We start from the raw sequence: 18954 nt of genomic DNA, 5'->3' as shown, positions 1-18954 counted from the left end.
ACTTTTAGGCAGAATTTCAAGCACAATCTTAAGCGGTATTTTAAGTGGCAGAATTTCAAGCAATGTTTCAAGTGGTGTTTTTGGCAAAATCTACACATTCCTAGAGGGATTTTTATCGCACTTATTTTTGGCACTTTTGCCTTTGGTGCGTTTCCTAGCCTAGCAGAAGCCGCGCCCACCACTATCCCAAGCGTAAATCTCTCTTTGAGCGCACCAGATACGCCCGCACAGCTTGTTACTTCGCTAAATGTCGTAGTCGTCCTAACGCTACTTATCCTAGCCCCCTCTCTTGTGCTTGTGATGACTAGCTTTATGCGACTTGCCATTGTATTTTCATTCTTGCGCACCGCACTTGGCACACAGCAGTCCCCACCTACGCAGATTCTCATTTCTTTGGCACTTGTGCTGACATTTTTCATAATGGAGCCTGTGGGAAAAGAGGCGTGGGAAAAGGGCGTAAAGCCCTATATCGATGAGAAAATCAGCTATGATGTCGCCTTTGAGCGAGCTAGTGAGCCGTTTAAAAACTTTATGCTAAAAAACACACGAGAAAAAGACTTGGCACTTTTTTATCGTATTCGCTCCTTGCCAAACCCCCAAACCACCGCAGATGTCCCACTCACTATCGCTATACCTGCCTTTATGATTAGTGAGCTAAAGACGGCGTTTATGATAGGATTTTTGCTGTATTTGCCATTTTTGGTTATCGATATGGTGGTAAGCTCCATACTTATGGCTATGGGTATGATGATGGTGCCTCCTGTGATGATTTCGCTACCATTTAAAGTGCTAGTGTTTGTGCTTGTCGATGGGTTTAATCTCCTTATCGGCTCGCTTGTGCAGGGCTTTAAGTAGCTTTGATTTGCTTAGAGTTAGATTTGTTTGTTTAACTTGATTTGTTTTGATTTATTTGTGTTTGATTGATTCTTAGATTTTAGTTTTTGTGCTTTTTTGTGTTTTTTGTAGAGGGGTATTTTTAGATTCTTGTTTTTTTTAGATTTTTTCACTTTTGCTTACTTTGCTTTGTTGCTTTTTGATTTGATTGCTTTTTGGTTTGTTTGTTTTGTTTGTTTTTGTTGGACTATTTGCATACTTTACTATTTTATCCTTTTGATTATTTGCGCTTCCTGCTTGCTTGATATTTGCACTTCCGCGCTTGCCACCTTGCTATAATCTTTTCTATATTTTTTTTTATTATTTTTTGCCACAATTTAGATTCTCTTTTTGTGTTTTTTTATTTTTGATTCTCTCTTTTTAAGACACACTGCCACGCTTTTTGCAAAGCAGTTCTATCAAAATATCCTAGCCATTCCCCCCACACCTTCACAAATCCCACCCCACAAATCCACACAACATTTTTTATCAAAAATCCACGATGAACAAAAAAAATTTTTGGAAAATACTTTACCTTAAGCAAATCTTAAGAAGGGGGGGGGGTAAAATACGATTTCATAAATTATAAAGCTAAGGAAGCAAAATGAAAGACAAACAACAAGCGAGTATAGACATACTCATCACAATTCATTACGAAAAAATAGAAAATCAAAGAGAAAATTTTAAGCAATTTTTGCTAGATGAGGGTATAGATTTTCGCAAGCATACAAAAGACAAAAATCACTCTGCAAGCAGTTATATATCTAATATTGGCAGGTTTAGTGAAATGGTTGCCAAAAATTCTAATGCGAAAGATTTTGATTTACTATGCTTTGGTGGTAAAAACTCTGATATAGACAAAATTTTTGCATTTGGCAAAAGGTTTTTTGAGGACAATCAAGGCTTTATAAAAGATTGTAGAAGTGCTATAAAACAATACAAAAACTACAATGAAAAAATGCAAGCAAAATACGCAAAAAGGAATAGAGAATGAATAAATTACTTAGATTAACTTTAATATTGTTTATGTGGTTTAATGTGTTATATGCAGACGAAAATGATAAGCTACCATTAAATCTAGTAAATGAATATGTATATAACTTTAAAGGAGAATTATCCGCCATATATCTTTATGATGGAGACGAGATATTAAGGGAAAAAGTGTTTTTCTACTACGATAATAAAGGAATATTGATTAAACATATTGAATTTGATGAGGATACCAACAAAAACGGAAAGCTATTTGCGTACGAATACTCAAATGGAAAATTGATTAAAATATATGAAGCAGAAGAACGGTTTACTACAAGTGGGATAATCAAATATGAACCCATAGAAAGCGCAGGAAAAAGTTGGTCAGCAAAGAAATACGAATACAATAGATACGGAAATTTAGTTTATCAATATCTTTTCATAAACAATAGTCTAATAAAAAAAATCAAATATGAATATGAGAATGGGAAAATAATTCGAGGGCTGTACACAAGTTTTCGAGATTCCTATTATCCAGATACACTCAGCGTATGCGCGTATGATTCTGAGCAAAACTTGGTTGAATCAAAAGAATACCGTGTTGCAGATGGTGATTTAATGTTTGACGCAAAACACCATTACGATGGAAATCGTTTATCTCATACCATAACTAGAGTAATATTGGGTGATATCAAACAGATAAAAGGAAAAATCAAATACGAATACGATTCAAATGGGAGATTGATTAGAGCATTTACATATGGTGGTCTAGCCGGCATTGGTTGCATAGTAGTAAATGGAAGTTGGCTTACTATTTTTAAAAGCCTTACAGAAGGCATACATAGCAAAAAAAACAAAATGCCATAAAAACTAGTCTTTTTTTATTGTCAAACTTTTTTGATACAAAAATCTGTTTTAGATTCTACTGCCTGATAATATCCACATTTGGTGGGATAGCAAAGTCAAACTCTTTATCATCAATCGCCTCATTTATCCGCACTCGCTCAAATACGATTTCCACAGCATTGTCAAATTCATCGCTAAATTCTAGCTTTTGTGGCTTGCCACCCTGCAGTGTAAGCGCGTAGTCTATATCCTCATACACACTATGATATTTGCCGTCTTTTTGTAGCTTGGCTTGTCGCAGGATTTGCAAAAAGTCGATTTTGCGCTTGGCACTACCTATGCTTACCTGCTCCAAAAACGGCTCATATATCGTGGTTTTTTTACCATTGATATAAATCTCTTTTGGTGTAGGCTTCTCATATATCCACTTGGCTTTGGCAGGGGCTTTGGCAAGCAGTGTGCCACTATATATGAGCGTATTTTCTTGGCTAAGTGTCTTTTGGGTAAAGTCTGCTTTGAGTGTGCGTATATCCTCGCCAAACCCAAGCGCGATACCAAAGGCGACAAAATGTAGCGAGAAAAATCCCACAAATATTTGAAAAAATCTCTTTGCTTGTCGGTGTTTATAGTTTTTTAATCCCTGCATACCTAGCCCTTAGATTTTCCCTGATTGTAAAATATCGCAAACATAGCATACAAATATCACGCAATCTAAGCAAGCCTAATGACAGCCACAGCCCCCACCACCACAGCAGCCACCTCCGCCGTGATGATGCTCGTGGCTATTTCCACTCATAGATTCTGCTGACTCCGCCAAGTCCCCGCAGCCACAGCCTCCACCACAGCAGCCTCCCCCTACCCTACCTTGCAAAATCTCATCGGGCGTAGCTTCGCGCACATCAGTGATTTCGACATTAAATAGTAGTGTCTTGCCCGCCAAAGGGTGATTATAGTCAATCATCACAATAGAATCATTAAAATCTTTTACGATGACTTGCACTGTCTGCCCATCCTCTGCTTGCCCAAAAAGTGTCATTCCTTTTTGCAAAGAAATGCCATCAAACTGCTCTTTTGGCACTTCTTGCAAAAAGTCTTGCTGATAGATTCCATAAGCATCTTCTGGCGGGATAGATAGATTTAGTTTATCGCCTTTTTTTGCGCTTGCTACTGCTTTTTCAAGCCCACTTATGACTTGCCCCGCACCGAGTAAAAACTCTAGCGGTTTAGATTCTAGGTTGCTATCAATGACTTCATTTGTCTGTGATTCTTTCACTTCATAGAGGATTGATACGACTTGATTTTGTGAGATATTGCTCATTTTGTTTCCTTTTTGGTTTGGTTTTTGAGATTTTTTGCTTTTTTGCCCTGCTCGGAGTCAGGATAAGAGCCGATAAGAAGGTCTAAAAATTTCTCATAGTTTTGCGTGTCTTTGGTGTATTTGAAAGACCACGCCGTATGCCACAACACCACAGGCATATAGCTTGCTTCGCTGTCTATGGCTACGCTTCGTTTGAAAAATATGATTGCTTCTTTGTATTTTGCTTGTTTATAGGCTATTTCGCCAAGCATATAGTAGCAAAACGCGCTTTTATACTCTCCCTCTGCTAGCCACTTATACCGCTCACTTGCCGCTTCAAAGCCTTTTTGTCTATATAGCTTTTGGGCTTGTTCATAGACTTCTTTTTTGGGTAAATGCTTAAACTCTTTTGGGAATTCGCTAGCAGGAGCATCATCTGCGGATTTTGCCGTGCTTGGCTCGCCACTTTTGCTATCAGCCACTTTAGCTTCATCTGCCTTTGGTTGTCCTGCCTTTTGCTGGCTTGCTTTTGGTTGGGCAGTCGAATCTATGGATTCTAGCTTTTTTAGGATTTCACTATTTGCTTTTGCATTTAGCGCACTCATTTCGTTTAGCTTAGTTGTGAGGGATTTCACTTGCGTTTGTAGCTCACTGATAGTAGCACTAGCAGAATCTAGATTAGATTCTAGTGTCTTTATCCTCATCTCTTGCCCATTTGCCAAGTCCAAGAGATTTTTTATGCGCAAAGACTGCCCCTCAATGACACTTTGCAAACCCTCTTGGGATTGCTCTAAAGTTTGGATTCTAGTGTTGTAATCAATGGCAATATTTTCGAGGTTTTTGTTAGTAGTTTGGAGGTTTTTTAGCTCTTTTTTGGTAGCACCACTTTGTAGCTCAAACGCCGATGGTTCAGCCACAAGGACACAAAAAAAAGCCAAAGCAGGCAAAGCAGTAAAAAATACAAAAACGCTAGAAATCTTTACCTTTGTCATTTTCTATGCTTTTATGATTTCATTGTCTTTGTTAGCTTTGTCTTGCTTAGGCTTTTTAGATTCTTTTGTGAAGCGTGTTTGGCTACCTATTTATCCACTTCTTTCCACTGCACTTGCACCACTGCACCTAATGCCACTTATGGCTACTACTGCGCAGGAGTAGCAGAAGTGCCACCACCTATCACGCGAATATCGCCTCTGCGGTTTTGCTGGTAGCATTCCTCTGTTTGCTCTGTGCATAGAGGTTTGCTTTCGCCAAAGCTGATTACACGGATATTTGCAGGATTTACACCCTTTAGAGATAGAGCATCTCGCACCGCTATCGCACGCTTTGTGCCAAGAGCGTAGTTATACTCATCTGTCCCTCTTTCATCAGCATTGCCCTCAATAGTTACTTGATAGCTTTGTTGTCCTTTTATGCTTCTTGCAGCTTCGTCTATGACAGATTGCATATCGCCACGGATATTAAATCTATCAAAATCAAAATAGACGCTTCCTATGGTTTCGCCTGCATCTCCACCTTCACCAAAGACACTGCCGCCTGCACCGCCACCACTACCTCCTCGTGAGCCTCTAGCTCCTTGATACACTTCTGTGTCAGTATCATCATCTTCATCAGAATCTACATTGACACCCTTATCAGCACAACCTGTCATCAAAAAAAGTGCAAAAGCTGCACCAAACAACATAAACTTCTTCATAGGAATACTCCTTTAAGCTTGGGATAAAAACACCATTTTAACATAACAAAAACAAATATTTTGTTATTTTTTGCGTTTTTATGCGTATTTTAGGGCGATTTTGTGGGGTTTAGTATTTTGGATTTTATCTTTTTCGATTCTGTATGATAGTGGCTAATTTTTGCAAAATTTCAAAAATCAAAAAACTTTTAGGCAAAAATCAAGCAAATTTGCAATGCCCATTTAATGCGCTTAATACCACCCTTTTAAGACACAATATCAAATCCACAAAAACCCACAAAAATCTTGTAAGCATTTTGCAAGATTCTCAAATTCTGTCAGTCAAAAAATATTACCAATCAAAAGATTGTATCCCCACCGCATTTGTAAGTGGAAATAAAAAACTTTTGTTATAGTCAAGTCGTATCACGCCGATAGCAGACTGCCCAGCAGTATGTTTCAAAAACATTACACTTCCGCCGTCTTGAGAGAATTTTGGCATTTGATTATTTCCAACAGCAGTTAGTCTGCGGATAAAATCACTCTTTGTGGAAATGATATAAATATTGAAAATATTTGGACCAAATTCGTTATTGCTCTCTCGGCTTGCATAAGCGATATAGTCGCCAAACGAACTCACAGAGTTGTTATTCCTGCCGTGAAAAACGACTTGTTGGGCTGGAGCATTGAGATTTAACGACTTGGAGTAGACATTTGGTGTGCCTAGCCTATCGGAGATAAACACCATTTCATTGTCGTTTTTGATAAACGCACCTGAAACATCGATTCCGGGATATTTGGTAAGCTGACTAAGTTTTTTGCTTTTTGTGTCGTAGAGATAAATATCTGTCTGCTTTCTTGGAGCAAGTGTGATTAGTAGCTTTTTGCCATCTTTGCTTACATCTGAAACCGCTGCCATACCTTGACTATCTACGAGCCTTTCACTCTCTCCTGTGTAGATATTGTAGCGGATAATCGTAGGCAATGGCAGATAGCGCGTGAAGTAAATTTCCTTTTGTGCAGAATCAGCCCATTTAGGAAAAATATTAAGCCCACCTGTTATTATAGTTTGGTTATAAGTAAGCGTATAATCGCTAAGCACGATATTTGCTAGCCCCGAAATCGTATATTGAGAATACACCACATAGCGACTCATCCAATCAATCGGCGGAGCTTTTATGTATTTGTTTATATCAATAGCCATTTTGTGTGCTGCAAATGGATATAGCTGCGAATCTGACACTTGATAGGTTTCGTTTATGCTTAGATTAGAAGAGTTTATGTCATAAAGTAGAAGTGTTGCTTTGTAGTTTTTGTTTTCTTTTTTTACTTGGATAATAGCTACTAAATCAATTTTTTTTGCTTGGTAAATACTATAATCAATGCTTCCTTTGCTATACGCTCCCCCATCACTTGGCTCAAAATGTCCCGATACACTCAAATCCCCCATAAGCACTTTATAAGCCCTCTTTGCAGTGAGAGACTCTCCTGCTGGGACATATCCCACCTCTATTTTTGGCATTCTTTGGACGCTTTTTACGATTTCCATAGTCGCATCCGCGCCAAATGTCAAACTCATCAAAAGTCCTACGCCACCAAAAAACGCAACTACAAACTTTCTCATATTATTTTCCTTTCTTTATTTCCTTTTATAAAAATTGCGTATTATATATCACTTGCAAATACAAAGCACAAACGCTATTGAGAATCTATGCGAAAATTCATATCAATCTGCACGGATTTCCCCTCTGGGTGTGGAGGAAAACTCTCATTTTTAAAAGAATCTAATAGTTCAATCACGCCCTCATTTAGTCCATCAAACTTAGACAATCTCACAATGCGATAACTAAACCCACCACTTGGGCTAATCTGCACAAGTGTCGTAACTATCGCGCCTTGATAGGATTGATAAAACCCCGGATTCCATTTTCGATAGATTATATCATAAATCTCGCCATACCATTCGTCATACTTGCCATCAGCAAAATCTGGTGAAATCGTTTGGGATTGCGCTTCTATTTGTTTATTGTCCATAGCTTTTATTTCATCGCGTATTTTTTCGATTTCTTCTTGGAGAGCTTGGAGGGCATTTTTTTCAGTTTTGTCTTGAGTGTTTTTTGCTACCTGACTTCTGTCATCAGTATTTTCCACAGGTGGCATTATCTGCGCATCGGCGATATTAGAAAACATTTCTTTTATCCCCATACCCTCCACAGGTGTGCCTGCATTTTTTTTGTCTTGCTTTTGTTTAGGTTTTTTGGGCTCGCTAATGCTAATAGCAATAGACTGCTCCAAAATCGTGCTTGTGCGTGGAATGTATTTGGTTTTAAAAAGCGGTGTGAAGTTAAAAAGCAGTAAAAAAAGCACAAAAAAATACACCAAAAAAGCACTAATGCCACTATAAATGAATGGAATCTCACTTTTTTGAAGCATTTGCTACCCGCTTGTTACAAGGGAGATTTTTTGAAATCCTGCTTCTTTTACGGATTTTAAGATAAACATTATAGTTTCATAGTTTAGTCGTTCATCACCGCGTATAAAAACAGGTGTTTCTTTTTTGTCATACTGCTTTGCTAGGAGATTGAAGCTATCAGGGAATGCCTTGTATTCATAAGAGTTATTTTTGATATAGACTTTTTTGTCTTTGTCTATGCGGATTTCCAAAGTATTATCTAGTGCGCGTTTGTTGGTTTTTGTCCCTTTTGGTAGGGTTATGTCCTCTTGGTAGACAATCGTAGGTGTAGTTACCATAAGAATGGCAAGTAGCACAAGCATAATATCCACAAGAGGAGTGATATTTAGCTCTGGCTTATCCTCCCACAAAAAATTCTCATCCATTGTTTTTATGCGTCCAATCTTTTGTAAATCTATCTAAAACTATGTGGAACAACGATATAGTCTATTTGCATCTGCACATACACACCCAAATCATACACCTTGCGCTTAAGGCTTAAAAAAAATGTATATGCTGGAATCGCTGTGAGAATCCCCGCAGCCGTAGCGATAAGTGCCTTTGATATGACAGGAGCTATCACATCAAAAGAAATCTGTCCTGTGCTACCAAGCCTCCCAAACGCGTCCAAAATCTCAACCACCGTGCCAAACAGCCCTATAAATGGAGAAGTAGAAGCAATTATGCTTAAAAACGAAAGTCCTGTGCTTGCTTCTTTGATAGTCTTACTTTTCCAAATAGAAAAAATACCAGGCTTAAGTCCGTGCTCGGTATTAAAAAATAGTGCGTCCTTTGGGAATCTTTGCTGCCCTTGCAAAATCGCATCTAGCGATTCTTGCTCGTCTTTGCACATACTAGATATAGAAAAGTATTTGTAGAAAAAAATCCACAGAGTAATAACAAAATAAAATGACAACCATACAAGTGTAAAAAGCGTGATAGGACTAGACTCCTCAAAAAATATAAACAGCGAACTCATACTTTTGATTCCCTAGATTCCGCTTTTTACAACTTGCTCTATACGAGAGACAACTGACGAAATAGCCACTCTATCATCGCTAGCTTCCTCAAGAAGTTTTCTAGCATTATCAATGCCCTCAGAGATAGCACCCTCATCATCGCCACCGACTGCCACCGCACCATTTGCGATGACACTCACTCTTGTCGCGCTTACATCTGCATAGCCCCAATCAATCGCTACAAGTTCGTGCTTTCCGTCACTAATAATCTCTATCACGCCTGCTTTTAGCAATGACAAAAGATTGCTATGCCCATAAAACACGCCAAACTCCCCCTCAACCCCGGGCATAGTGATAGAATCCACTTCGCCAGCAAATATCTCACCATAAGGCGTTACAATGCTTAGATTTATTTTTTCCATATAGCAACCTTTATGCTTTTTTCATACTCTCTGCTTTTTGGACTGCTTCTTGTATATTTCCTACCATATAGAAAGCATTTTCAGGGATATGGTCGTATTTGCCCTCTAAGATTCCCTTAAATCCCTCAAGTGTATCCTCTAGTGCGACATATTTGCCCGCACTTCCTGTAAACACTTCTGCGACAAAGAAAGGCTGTGATAAAAATTTCTCAATCTTTCTAGCGCGTTCAACAACTTTTTTGTCCTCTTCGGATAGCTCGTCCATACCAAGTATGGCGATAATGTCTTGCAAGTCTTTATATTTTTGCAAAATCTGCTGAATACCTGTGGCGATTTGATAATGCTCTTCGCCAACGATTTGTGGGTCAAGCATACGAGATGATGAATCAAGTGGGTCTACCGCAGGATAGATTCCTTTTTCTGCGATTTTTCGGTTTAGCACGGTTCGTGCATCAAGGTGTGAAAACACACTCGCAGGCGCAGGGTCAGTCAAGTCATCAGCTGGCACATACACCGCTTGGACAGAAGTGATAGAGCCTTTTTTAGTAGAAGTGATTCTCTCTTGGAGCTTGCCCATCTCACTTGCCAAAGTTGGCTGATAGCCCACAGCTGATGGGATTCTACCTAGCAAGGCAGACATTTCAGAACCCGATTGCGCATAGCGGAAAATATTGTCAATAAACATAAGCACATCTAGCCCTTTCTCATCACGGAAATACTCCGCCATAGTTAACCCTGCAAACGCAATTCTGTTTCTCGCTCCCGGTGGTTCATTCATCTGCCCATAGCAAAGAGCGACTTTGTCTATTACTCCACCTTCTTTCATTTCGTGATAAAGGTCATTTCCTTCTCTTGTGCGCTCGCCCACACCTGCAAACACAGAATATCCGCTGTGTTTATAAGCAACATTGTGGATAAGCTCCATAATAACAACCGTCTTGCCAACGCCCGCACCACCAAACAATCCTACCTTACCACCTTTTGAGTATGGTGCAAGCAAATCAACGACTTTAATCCCTGTTTCAAAAATCTCTGTCTTTGTGCTTTGCTCCTCAAACTTTGGTGCTTCTCTATGGATAGCCCATCGCAAATCACTTTTTACAGGCGCACCGCCATCGACAACTTCACCTATAACATTAAAGATTCTGCCTAGCACAGCTTCGCCCACAGGCACGCTTATCATCTCGCCTCTTGCCATAACAACCTGTCCGCGAGTAAGCCCCTCTGTCATATCCATAGCGATTGCACGCACACGATTATCGCCTAGGTGAGCTGCCACCTCTAAGACTAGATTTTTCTTTTTGCCATCAAAATCATACACAATATCTAGTGCTTCATTGATAAAGGGCAGATACGACTCAAAATCCACATCTACAACTGGTCCTATGACTTGGACGATTTTTCCTTCTTTTGATTCCATTTAAGTCTCCTTTATTTCATAGATTCCGCGCCTGCGTTGATTTCTACTAGCTCGGTAGTAATCGACTCTTGTCGCGCTTTGTTATAAGAGATAGTAAGCTCTCTCACTAGCTCGCCTGCATTTTCAGTAGCTGTGTCCATAGCCTGCATACGCGCACTATGCTCTGCTGCTAGAGAATCAATCAGCGCGTAATACATATTATACTCAATATACTTCTGAGCTGCTTGGTCTAGCACTGCGTCCTCATCATCATCTGGTTCAATGGTTATGGATTCTTGCGGAGTAGTATCCTCACTTATTTCCTCTATGACTTGCTCTAGCTTATAGCCTAGCGGCAGGATACTTTTGACTTTTAGCTCTTGAGAGATTTTGTTTTTAAATCCATTATGCACCAAAATCACTTCATCGGTCAAGCCGTCTAAATAATCTTTGGTTACCTGCATAATAAATTCACTAGCTCTCTCAAAATCAGGCGAAGAACTAAGCCCTGTAACCTTATCCAAAATCTCAATCTCATTAAAAGTAAAATACGCTATGCCTTTTTTGCCAACACCGCGAAGCCTTACCTTAATACCCTTTGACTTAAAATCCGCAATCAGTCTTAGCACCTCTTTGATAGTGGCTGCATTAAACCCACCACAAAGTCCCTTATCAGCGGTAATAAACACAATATCAACCTTTTTTACTTCTTTGTTTTTTAGGTTGATAAAAAAACGACTATTGATGTTTTCTAGTCCGCGCACTTTCATCTTTGAGATGACATCTTCAAAAACTTCATTTAACCTATCGTGGAAAGCTCTCGAACGCTTCGCCATCTCTTCGGCTTTTTTGAGTTTTGAGGTGGAGACAAGTTTCATCGCTCGTGTTGTCTTTTGGGTGCTTTTGACACTGCTGATTTTTGTCCTAATCTCTTTTAGATTATTTCCCATTTCCTACTCCACTAGCTAAAACTTAGCTTGTATTCTTCTAACGCCTTTGTGAGACTTGCCTCTAAGTCTTTATCCAATGCTTTTTTGCTACGAATTCCCTCAAAAATCTTAGGATATTTTGCTTCCAAGAATGGATACAAATCGTTTTCAAAATGCCCTACTTTATTTGCAGGAATATCATCTAAAAATCCGTGCGCTCCAGCAAAAATAGCAACCACTTGTCGCTCAATAGGCAATGGCGAATAAGGAGGCTGTTTTAGAACTTCCACCATTCTTTGTCCTCGCTCTAGTTGCTTTCGGCTGACTTCATCAAGGTCGGAGGCAAATTGTGAAAACGCTTGAAGTTCTCTATATTGCGCCAAGTCAAGCCGCAATGTCCCAGCAACTTGTTTCGTGGCTTTGATTTGAGCTGCACCACCCACACGAGATACAGAAAGTCCCACATTTATCGCAGGGCGAACACCAGAGTAGAACAAATCTGTTTCCAAGAAAATCTGCCCATCAGTGATAGAAATAACATTGGTAGGAATATATGCGGAGACATCGCCCGCTTGAGTTTCGATGATAGGAAGTGCGGTAAGCGAGCCAGCACCTTTTTCATCAGAAAGTTTTGCAGCTCGCTCTAGCAAACGAGAGTGAATATAGAATACATCACCGGGGAAAGCCTCACGACCCGGAGGTCTACGCAAGATCAAGCTCATCTCTCTATAAGCCACCGCGTGCTTACTCAAATCATCGTATATGATAAGCGCGTGTCGTGCATTGTCTCTAAAGTATTCGCCGATAGTTACGCCTGTGTATGGAGCAAGATACTGCATAGCGGCAGATGAGGAAGCAGGAGCATTTACGATTACTGTGTATTCCATAGCTCCGTGCTCTTCAAGCTTGCGCACCACTTGGGCAACAGTGGATTCTTTTTGCCCGATAGCCACATAGATACAGATGACATCTTGCCCTTTTTGGTTGATAATCGTATCTATCGCAACGGTTGTCTTCCCTGTCTGTCTATCGCCGATGATAAGCTCACGCTGTCCTCGTCCGATAGGCACAAGTGCGTCAATAGCCTTTAGCCCTGTTTGCAATGGCTCGTGGACAGACTTCCTATCCATAATACCCGGTGCTTTTTCCTCAACGAAACGATATTCGCTTGCTTCAATAGCACCTTTACCATCGATTGGCTCGCCAATAGTGTTGATAACACGCCCGACAACAGCATCACCAACGGGAACTTTCATAAGTTTATTTAGTCTTTTTACGGAAGCACCCTCTTTGATTTTACTACCATTACCCAAGATAACAACACCAACGCTACCTTCCTCAAGGTTTGACGCCAAGCCAAAATCGCCCGTGTCAAATTCCACCATTTCATAGGACATTACATTCTTAAGCCCATAGACTTTTGCCACACCGTCGGCATAAGCGATGACTTTACCTGTCTCGGATATGTCGATATTTATATCAAAGCTACTAATCTTTTCCTTGATTATTGAGCTAATTTCTTCAGATTTTAGTTTCTGTGCCACTTCTTTTTCTCCTTTACTTTGGGGTAAATAACTAGGCTAAATCGCCTTTAAAATATGGGACTGCAAATCATCAAAGAATTTCTTTTTGAGGAAAGAAATCTCCACTCCCAAATCCTCTACTACTAGCCGAATACCATCGATTTTGGCTTGAGATTGCTCAATGCTAAGTTTCGCGCCAAGTCTGTTTGAGAGGCTCTTAGCAATGCTATCAATCGTGCCAGAATCAAGGTTTTTATTTGCATACAAAACAGCCTTATGCTGATTTTGCAAACTTCGCAAATGCTTTTGCAAAACATCAGCGATAAAAGGCATAATCTCTATGCGACTGTTTTGTATCAGCAAATCTATAAAATTCTCAAACTCTTTTTGATTTTCTAGCAAAGACATCAATAGTTCTCTTTTCTTTGCTTTTTGCACATAAGGAGAGTGAATAATATCCCTAAACTTCTCTAGCTCAAACGCCTTGCACACACTACACAAAACATCGCTAAGTTTTTTTAGTGTCGCATTATCATAGGTTTTGATAAGTGCTTGCGCGTATTTTTTTGCGATAATCTCTTCCATATTACGCCACCTTACTTTGTAGGATTCTCACATACTCATCACTGCTAATGTCCCCTGCCTTGCCATTAAACAACTCTTTTAGCACAGCTTGGACGATTTCCTCTCTCATCTTTCGCTCCTCAAATTCCATAATCGTTTGGCTACCTTTGATGAGATTTTCCGCATCGCTTTTATACAGCTCATCATACCGCTTTGCGATATTGCCCGACTCTTGCTTGGCAAAAGCGATGATTTCTTCGACTCTTTTCTTTGCCTCCTCTAGCTGTTTTTTTGCCTGCTCTTTGGACTTTTTGGCAGATTTCATTTTTTCTTGGACTTCCTCAAATCTCTTTGCAATAGAAGCCTTGCGATTGTTTAAAATGTCTTTTAAATATGGCACGACAAAATACCACACAATCGCCACAAAAATCGCAAAGTTTATAATGCGCACGGTAAAATCAGTCTGTGAAATATCTACCGCTCCAGAAGCGCAAGATGTGCTATGTAGCGCACCAAACAAAAACGCAATCTTAGCTATCCACTTCATCGCATTCATCATACTCTCCTTCAACTTACAGTTGCTTAATCTTAAGCTTAAGCGCGTCTTCAAACTCACCCAAGTGAGCAAGCAACTCTTTTTTGCTGACTTCTTTTTGCTTCTCAAGATTAGCTCGAAAATCCTGAAGTTTTTTTGCTAGCTCTTCTTGTTTTTTTTGGAGATTGGCTTCGTAGTGAGATTTTGCATCGCTAGTAGCTTTTTGGAGGATTTCGCTTGAGCGAGCCCTCGCATCAGAGAGTATATCTTGGATTTGTTGTTGGATTTCTTGGACTTGTGTATCACTACTACTTATCGAATCCAAATCCTTGCGTAGTGTAGCTTCACGCTCGTCCATAAAACCTATAAGCGGCTTAAACAGCCAAACATTTAGCAAAACCATCGTAAGCAAAAATACGACAAACACTAGCAACATCAAGTAGGGGTCTGGTATAGTGATACTCATCTTAGTCCTTTCTTAAAGATTTTCTTTACAATGTCCAAACATTATAGCAACTCAATCTTAAATTAAGATTTTAATTTCTCAATTAACCACAAAATTTTATCCCTTTTGGGTTGAATCGTAACACTTTTGTGAGAAATATGCGTGCTTATCCCAAGCGAGATAAAAACTTCTTGCAATTCTTTTAGCTCATCTGCGATAGAATCTTTAGCATCACCACTTTCTTTTGATTGCTTTTGTGGTTGCTTGACATTCCCTGCTGAATTTTTTAGATTCTTAGCTAACCCCTCGGTGTCGCTAACAGATAGCTTCTGTCCGATGATAGAGTCCGCTAGCACTTTTTGGTCTTTTTCGCTAAGCCCCACCATTACCTTAGCGTGCCCCTGTGTGATTTTGCCCTCCAAAATTAGATTTTGAGCATACTCACTAAGCTGAAGCAATCGCAAAGTGTTTGTAATCTGTGTGCGAGATTTTTTTAGCTTTTTAGCAAGCTCCTCGTGCGTGATATTGTGCTCTTCGATAAGAGACTGATATGAGTTTGCTAGCTCAATAGCGTTCAAATCCTCTCGTTGGATATTTTCTATAAGGGCTATTTCTCGTAGCTTGTCTTTTAGGGCATTGTTTATGATTGCTCTTAGGCTGGCTAATTTTGCGATTTTGCTCGCTCTCAATCGCCGCTCACCTGCAACTAAAAAATATTTCCCCTCATCTTCATACACCACGACAGGCTGTATCTGTCCATCCTCCTCAAGAGATTTTGCTAGCTCTTTTAGAGAATCTTCATCAAATGTTTTGCGTGGTTGATATGGATTTGGGTGGATATTTTCCACTTCTAGCTCTACAACCTCAAACTGGCTAGACACACGCCCACCTACCCTAGCATTGCTTAGGTCCTCCTCATAGGCGCGCATAGTATCGCCTAGCAGTTCAGCTAGTCCGCTACCAAGTGCCTTTTTTTGCTTCTTTGCCAAATCACGCTCCTCGCAAAATGACTTGTGCCAAATCTTGGTAGGCTACACTACCGCTGGATTTTATATCGTATTCTATGATAGGCTTGCCAAAGCTAGGACACTCTGCAAGTTTGATATTTCGCGGTATAACGATATAAGGCTCAAGACTTTCCTCGCTTTGTGCCTCTTCATCTTTTTTGAAAAGATTGCTATCAAAATACTCTCTTAGCTCTGTTAAAACCTGCTTATGTAGGTTATTTTGCGCTGCATACATTGTAGGTAGAAGTCCGCGCACTTTTAGCGTAGGATTGATTCCGTTTTCTTTGACAAGTTTTATGGTATTTAGCAGTTGCGTAACACCTTGCAAAGCATAATACTCGCACTGCACAGGTATAATCACCGAGTTAGCCGCTGCAAGTGCATTTACTGTGAGCGGTCCAAGAGCGGGCGGAGAATCAATGATGATAAAATCATACTGCCCTTGCACTTCGGCGATTTTTTTCTTTAAGATTAGCTCTCTCCCCTCTTTGTTTGCCCAAAAGCTCTTTTCAATCCCCACAAGCGCAATGTCTGAAGGCACTATATCCATAAACTCTATATCCGTTTTTTGTATCACTTCAGAGATTGTCTTGCTTCCCATAAGGACATGATAGATGTTGGATTCTATCTTTGTGCGGCGAAGCCCCAAGCTCCTTGTCGCGTTTGATTGTGAATCAAAATCAATCAAAAGCACCTTTTTTTCTGCTGCCGCCAAACACGCCGCAAGATTCACAGCCGTTGTGGTTTTGCCTACTCCGCCTTTTTGGTTTGCTATGGTTATGACTTCACACATTGCTAAACTCCATACCTTTCTAAGTTATAAATTATCCTCCCCCCCACTTCCAAAGCCCCGTCCTCACGCAAGATTGCTTCTTTTAAGCTGACTTGCTCACCTTGAAAATGAAAGCAGAAAGAAAAATTTCTGTAAAATTCTAGCCTATATTTTCTAAAAATTTGCTTCCAAGTTGGAGGTTTTTGCAAAATTTTAAAATATTTTTCCAAAACCTCGTGTTTATCGGGACTAATATCTAAGCTACCAAACTTCACACTTTGGAAATTTAGCCCGATTCCACAAATAATATGACTATCATATATCTCTACCAAAACCCCACCAACTTTGCTATTTTCTACATACAAATCATTGGGGTATTTTAGCCACACACGCGAGCCTAGAGAGCTAAGCACTTCTTTAAAAACAAATCCCAAATAAATCGCCAAACTCTGCTTTGGCAAATCTTTTGGTGGATAAGAAAAAGTAAATGAAAACATAAGAGAATCTTTTGCGTTTTCCCACAAACTACCCCTAGAGCCTACACCAGCCATTTGAGTTTGGGCGATGACACATATATCTTTAGATTTTGCTTGAGATATTTTTTGGGAGGGGGTTGTGCCACTCTCTTTACATTGCGCTTGAGAATCTATTTGGGATTTTGTTTTTGTTTCTTTTTGTGATTTTGCTCTTTTGGATTCTGCTCTAGTTTTTGTAACGGATTCTTTAGATTCTTTCAATATGCGTTTAATCTCTTTTTGGGTGGAATCCACCTCTTTTAGCCAAATATACTCCATTGCCCTACCTTATGCCTTATACACTTTATGAAATATGTTTTATCACAATCATTGTCTAAAAAAGCAATTTTTAAAAAAGTAAAAATTTAAGAGGAAAACCAACCAAGATACTAGAATCTAATTTAAGAAGCTAAAAACAATAAAAATCAGGGCAAAACAAAAAAGGTGTAGCAAAAATCAGCACGAAACCCTAAGCATTTATAATTTTAATACCATAATATGACTTCTGCGATTTTTGCGATTCCCCATCGCGACTTTTATATTAAATATTTCAAAGCAAGCCTTTGGGCTTTTTAACCAAAGGCTTGCCAAAATCTAGGGTTAAACACAAAACTAGCAAAGTGATTCAAAAGTCAATTTTAAATCAACTTAAAATCAGCCAATCAGTCCTTACGCAAGCTGTGCTTCTACCATCCAGATAGCTTTTTGTAGTCCGCCCAGCTTATCATCGCAATACGCAGTAGTTACTCTATCATCTTCTTTTTCTGCAAGAGAAGCGAGAGTTTCAAAGTCTGCTTCAAGCTGTTGATAGATTTTTAGCACTTCTTTTAGTGTTTCTTTGGAAGTGAAAGAAGTCTTTGTCTCTTCTTTGACTTTTGATAGTTTGAGTGCTTCGCTAAGTGTAACCACAGGTGTGCCACCAAGCTGTGCCACTCTCTCTGCCAAGTCATCAAACATATCAGCAAACTCATCATAAATCTCTTCTAGTGCTTTGTGCGCTTGAGGAAAATCACTTCCACGCACATTCCAATGATAATTATGCACTTTCATATAAAGCACAATGCTGTCTGCTTGCATTTTGCGAAGTTGCTCAATAACTTTAGTTTTTTTGCTTTTTGTATTCTCTTTCATTGTTTTCTCCTTTGTTTTTTGATTTGGTTTGTGAAAAGAACCTAAAGCATTTTTATTGTAGCCCTAAAAGGTAATCTTATGTTAAAATACCGCCTGCATTTTGCGATATTTTGCTTTTTTGTAGATTTTATAGAGGTGGCATTATGGAAAATTCTCTAAATAGCACAGCGGGTTGTTTTTTGGGGCTAGATTCTTTTTTGGGATTTTTTGGCTTTAGCGATTGTGCCAAATCTATCCTCACACAAGATAATTTACTAATACTAAAAAGCCTAGCGATTTTGTTTGTGGTGTTTGTCGCTACGATTGCTAGCAGATTTGCGCCATTTGTTGTCTTTGCCAAAGGCAATGTCCCAAAACGACTGCTAAGTCTAGGAGAGGCTTTGCCCCCTGCGATGATAGGAATGCTACTTGTGTATTGCTTCAAAGATACAGATTTTACTTCATCGCCTTTTGGGCTAAATGAACTAGCAGGAATCGCGCTTGTGGTGCTACTATATGTCGTAAGCAGGCTAGGTGTTTTGTGCGTGATAGGTGGGACTGCGGGTTATATGGTGTTGGTGCAAAGCGAAGCCTTAAGCAGAGTTTTTGGGTAGTTTGGCTAAATTTTTTACAGCTATAAGCGATTTTTGAAATAAGCAAAC

Annotated in this window: 23 protein-coding genes; 4 read left to right on the top strand and 19 right to left on the bottom strand. The window is 39.5% G+C overall.

Annotated elements, in window-relative coordinates; genetic code table 11:
- Nucleotides 1-123 precede the first annotated feature (123 nt).
- From fliP to HMPREF2086_RS03340, 3 genes are all read left to right on the top strand, one after another.
- Nucleotides 124-855: a flagellar type III secretion system pore protein FliP gene (gene fliP, locus HMPREF2086_RS03355; protein ID WP_034560868.1), complete on the top strand. Its 732-nt coding sequence runs from the start codon at nucleotides 124-126 to the stop codon at nucleotides 853-855.
- A gap of 622 nt (nucleotides 856-1477) precedes the next feature.
- A complete protein-coding gene (locus HMPREF2086_RS03345; protein WP_023927366.1) occupies nucleotides 1478-1867 on the top strand; it encodes a hypothetical protein in 390 nt (129 codons plus the stop codon).
- Nucleotides 1864-2712 (top strand): hypothetical protein, encoded by an 849-nt coding sequence (locus HMPREF2086_RS03340; protein ID WP_023927365.1) that lies wholly within the window; start codon nucleotides 1864-1866, stop codon nucleotides 2710-2712. The genes HMPREF2086_RS03345 and HMPREF2086_RS03340 overlap by 4 nt, the downstream gene beginning before the upstream one ends.
- 55 nt (nucleotides 2713-2767) lie before the next feature.
- Here the strand turns inward: HMPREF2086_RS03340 and lolA are convergent, their stop codons facing one another.
- The 19 genes from lolA to HMPREF2086_RS03245 form a co-directional block, all read right to left on the bottom strand.
- Nucleotides 2768-3337 (bottom strand): LolA-like outer membrane lipoprotein chaperone, encoded by a 570-nt coding sequence (lolA, locus tag HMPREF2086_RS03335; RefSeq protein WP_023927364.1) that lies wholly within the window; start codon nucleotides 3335-3337, stop codon nucleotides 2768-2770.
- 75 nt (nucleotides 3338-3412) lie between these two features.
- Nucleotides 3413-4009 (bottom strand): FKBP-type peptidyl-prolyl cis-trans isomerase, encoded by a 597-nt coding sequence (locus HMPREF2086_RS03330; RefSeq protein ID WP_023927363.1) that lies wholly within the window; start codon nucleotides 4007-4009, stop codon nucleotides 3413-3415.
- Nucleotides 4006-4980 carry a tetratricopeptide repeat protein gene (locus HMPREF2086_RS03325; RefSeq protein ID WP_023927362.1) on the bottom strand — a complete coding sequence of 325 codons (975 nt, stop codon included), beginning with the start codon at nucleotides 4978-4980 and terminating at the stop codon, nucleotides 4006-4008. Before HMPREF2086_RS03325 ends, HMPREF2086_RS03330 begins: the two co-directional genes overlap by 4 nt.
- Nucleotides 4981-5126: 146 nt before the next feature.
- Complete coding sequence (gene pal, locus HMPREF2086_RS03320; protein WP_023927361.1) at nucleotides 5127-5681, bottom strand: peptidoglycan-associated lipoprotein Pal; 555 nt, start codon at nucleotides 5679-5681, stop codon at nucleotides 5127-5129.
- A gap of 331 nt (nucleotides 5682-6012) precedes the next feature.
- Complete coding sequence (gene tolB, locus HMPREF2086_RS03315) at nucleotides 6013-7284, bottom strand: Tol-Pal system protein TolB (protein WP_023927360.1); 1272 nt, start codon at nucleotides 7282-7284, stop codon at nucleotides 6013-6015.
- Nucleotides 7285-7358: 74 nt separating this feature from the next.
- Entirely contained in the window at nucleotides 7359-8093 is a 735-nt protein-coding gene (locus HMPREF2086_RS03310; protein ID WP_023927359.1) for a TonB C-terminal domain-containing protein, read from the bottom strand.
- 3 nt (nucleotides 8094-8096) lie between these two features.
- The gene (locus tag HMPREF2086_RS03305; protein WP_023927358.1) at nucleotides 8097-8498 is read right to left on the bottom strand and encodes a biopolymer transporter ExbD; all 402 of its coding nucleotides are present in this window, start codon (nucleotides 8496-8498) and stop codon (nucleotides 8097-8099) included.
- A 29-nt stretch (nucleotides 8499-8527) separates the two neighbouring features.
- A complete protein-coding gene (locus tag HMPREF2086_RS03300) occupies nucleotides 8528-9091 on the bottom strand; it encodes a MotA/TolQ/ExbB proton channel family protein (RefSeq protein WP_023927357.1) in 564 nt (187 codons plus the stop codon).
- Between the two features lie 12 nt (nucleotides 9092-9103).
- Nucleotides 9104-9493 (bottom strand): ATP synthase F1 subunit epsilon, encoded by a 390-nt coding sequence (gene atpC, locus HMPREF2086_RS03295; protein ID WP_023927356.1) that lies wholly within the window; start codon nucleotides 9491-9493, stop codon nucleotides 9104-9106.
- Between the two features lie 10 nt (nucleotides 9494-9503).
- Entirely contained in the window at nucleotides 9504-10913 is a 1410-nt protein-coding gene (gene atpD, locus HMPREF2086_RS03290; protein ID WP_023927355.1) for a F0F1 ATP synthase subunit beta, read from the bottom strand.
- A gap of 11 nt (nucleotides 10914-10924) precedes the next feature.
- Entirely contained in the window at nucleotides 10925-11842 is a 918-nt protein-coding gene (atpG, locus tag HMPREF2086_RS03285; protein ID WP_023927354.1) for an ATP synthase F1 subunit gamma, read from the bottom strand.
- Between the two features lie 11 nt (nucleotides 11843-11853).
- The gene (gene atpA / locus HMPREF2086_RS03280; protein ID WP_023927353.1) at nucleotides 11854-13365 is read right to left on the bottom strand and encodes a F0F1 ATP synthase subunit alpha; all 1512 of its coding nucleotides are present in this window, start codon (nucleotides 13363-13365) and stop codon (nucleotides 11854-11856) included.
- A 36-nt stretch (nucleotides 13366-13401) separates the two neighbouring features.
- Nucleotides 13402-13929 (bottom strand): F0F1 ATP synthase subunit delta, encoded by a 528-nt coding sequence (locus tag HMPREF2086_RS03275; RefSeq protein WP_023927352.1) that lies wholly within the window; start codon nucleotides 13927-13929, stop codon nucleotides 13402-13404.
- Nucleotide 13930: 1 nt separating this feature from the next.
- Complete coding sequence (locus tag HMPREF2086_RS03270) at nucleotides 13931-14464, bottom strand: F0F1 ATP synthase subunit B family protein (protein ID WP_023927351.1); 534 nt, start codon at nucleotides 14462-14464, stop codon at nucleotides 13931-13933.
- Between the two features lie 16 nt (nucleotides 14465-14480).
- Entirely contained in the window at nucleotides 14481-14909 is a 429-nt protein-coding gene (locus HMPREF2086_RS03265; RefSeq protein WP_023927350.1) for a F0F1 ATP synthase subunit B family protein, read from the bottom strand.
- Between the two features lie 62 nt (nucleotides 14910-14971).
- Complete coding sequence (locus tag HMPREF2086_RS03260) at nucleotides 14972-15877, bottom strand: ParB/RepB/Spo0J family partition protein (RefSeq protein WP_023927349.1); 906 nt, start codon at nucleotides 15875-15877, stop codon at nucleotides 14972-14974.
- Nucleotide 15878: 1 nt separating this feature from the next.
- Complete coding sequence (locus HMPREF2086_RS03255; RefSeq protein WP_023927348.1) at nucleotides 15879-16688, bottom strand: ParA family protein; 810 nt, start codon at nucleotides 16686-16688, stop codon at nucleotides 15879-15881.
- Nucleotides 16689-16690: 2 nt separating this feature from the next.
- The gene (locus tag HMPREF2086_RS03250) at nucleotides 16691-17461 is read right to left on the bottom strand and encodes a biotin--[acetyl-CoA-carboxylase] ligase (protein WP_023927347.1); all 771 of its coding nucleotides are present in this window, start codon (nucleotides 17459-17461) and stop codon (nucleotides 16691-16693) included.
- Between the two features lie 390 nt (nucleotides 17462-17851).
- Nucleotides 17852-18313 carry a Dps family protein gene (locus tag HMPREF2086_RS03245; protein WP_023927346.1) on the bottom strand — a complete coding sequence of 154 codons (462 nt, stop codon included), beginning with the start codon at nucleotides 18311-18313 and terminating at the stop codon, nucleotides 17852-17854.
- Nucleotides 18314-18456: 143 nt separating this feature from the next.
- Between HMPREF2086_RS03245 and HMPREF2086_RS03240 the strand changes: the two genes are divergently transcribed.
- The gene (locus HMPREF2086_RS03240; protein ID WP_023927345.1) at nucleotides 18457-18906 is read left to right on the top strand and encodes a branched-chain amino acid transporter permease; all 450 of its coding nucleotides are present in this window, start codon (nucleotides 18457-18459) and stop codon (nucleotides 18904-18906) included.
- Nucleotides 18907-18954: the final 48 nt, after the last annotated feature.

The sequence above is a fragment of the Helicobacter macacae MIT 99-5501 genome, assembly GCF_000507845.1.
Lineage (GTDB): Bacteria > Campylobacterota > Campylobacteria > Campylobacterales > Helicobacteraceae > Helicobacter_B > Helicobacter_B macacae.
The sequence above is the reverse complement of the archived record's forward strand: the minus strand, read 5'-3'. Positions and strand labels throughout refer to the sequence as shown.

Bases quoted from the DNA above. Each gene is read 5' to 3' on its own strand.
- atpG (WP_023927354.1), bottom strand. From the start codon at position 11,842: ATGGGAAATAATCTAAAAGAGATTAGGACAAAAATCAGCAGTGTCAAA.
- HMPREF2086_RS03330 (WP_023927363.1), bottom strand. From the start codon at position 4,009: ATGAGCAATATCTCACAAAATCAAGTCGTATCAATCCTCTATGAAGTG.
- HMPREF2086_RS03255 (WP_023927348.1), bottom strand. From the start codon at position 16,688: ATGTGTGAAGTCATAACCATAGCAAACCAAAAAGGCGGAGTAGGCAAA.
- HMPREF2086_RS03265 (WP_023927350.1), bottom strand. From the start codon at position 14,909: ATGAGTATCACTATACCAGACCCCTACTTGATGTTGCTAGTGTTTGTC.
- HMPREF2086_RS03305 (WP_023927358.1), bottom strand. From the start codon at position 8,498: ATGGATGAGAATTTTTTGTGGGAGGATAAGCCAGAGCTAAATATCACT.
- HMPREF2086_RS03250 (WP_023927347.1), bottom strand. From the start codon at position 17,461: ATGGAGTATATTTGGCTAAAAGAGGTGGATTCCACCCAAAAAGAGATT.
- tolB (WP_023927360.1), bottom strand. From the start codon at position 7,284: ATGAGAAAGTTTGTAGTTGCGTTTTTTGGTGGCGTAGGACTTTTGATG.
- atpD (WP_023927355.1), bottom strand. From the start codon at position 10,913: ATGGAATCAAAAGAAGGAAAAATCGTCCAAGTCATAGGACCAGTTGTA.
- HMPREF2086_RS03240 (WP_023927345.1), top strand. From the start codon at position 18,457: ATGGAAAATTCTCTAAATAGCACAGCGGGTTGTTTTTTGGGGCTAGAT.
- atpC (WP_023927356.1), bottom strand. From the start codon at position 9,493: ATGGAAAAAATAAATCTAAGCATTGTAACGCCTTATGGTGAGATATTT.
- HMPREF2086_RS03300 (WP_023927357.1), bottom strand. From the start codon at position 9,091: ATGAGTTCGCTGTTTATATTTTTTGAGGAGTCTAGTCCTATCACGCTT.
- HMPREF2086_RS03310 (WP_023927359.1), bottom strand. From the start codon at position 8,093: ATGCTTCAAAAAAGTGAGATTCCATTCATTTATAGTGGCATTAGTGCT.
- HMPREF2086_RS03340 (WP_023927365.1), top strand. From the start codon at position 1,864: ATGAATAAATTACTTAGATTAACTTTAATATTGTTTATGTGGTTTAAT.
- HMPREF2086_RS03275 (WP_023927352.1), bottom strand. From the start codon at position 13,929: ATGGAAGAGATTATCGCAAAAAAATACGCGCAAGCACTTATCAAAACC.
- HMPREF2086_RS03270 (WP_023927351.1), bottom strand. From the start codon at position 14,464: ATGAATGCGATGAAGTGGATAGCTAAGATTGCGTTTTTGTTTGGTGCG.
- pal (WP_023927361.1), bottom strand. From the start codon at position 5,681: ATGAAGAAGTTTATGTTGTTTGGTGCAGCTTTTGCACTTTTTTTGATG.
- HMPREF2086_RS03345 (WP_023927366.1), top strand. From the start codon at position 1,478: ATGAAAGACAAACAACAAGCGAGTATAGACATACTCATCACAATTCAT.
- lolA (WP_023927364.1), bottom strand. From the start codon at position 3,337: ATGCAGGGATTAAAAAACTATAAACACCGACAAGCAAAGAGATTTTTT.
- HMPREF2086_RS03245 (WP_023927346.1), bottom strand. From the start codon at position 18,313: ATGAAAGAGAATACAAAAAGCAAAAAAACTAAAGTTATTGAGCAACTT.
- HMPREF2086_RS03325 (WP_023927362.1), bottom strand. From the start codon at position 4,980: ATGACAAAGGTAAAGATTTCTAGCGTTTTTGTATTTTTTACTGCTTTG.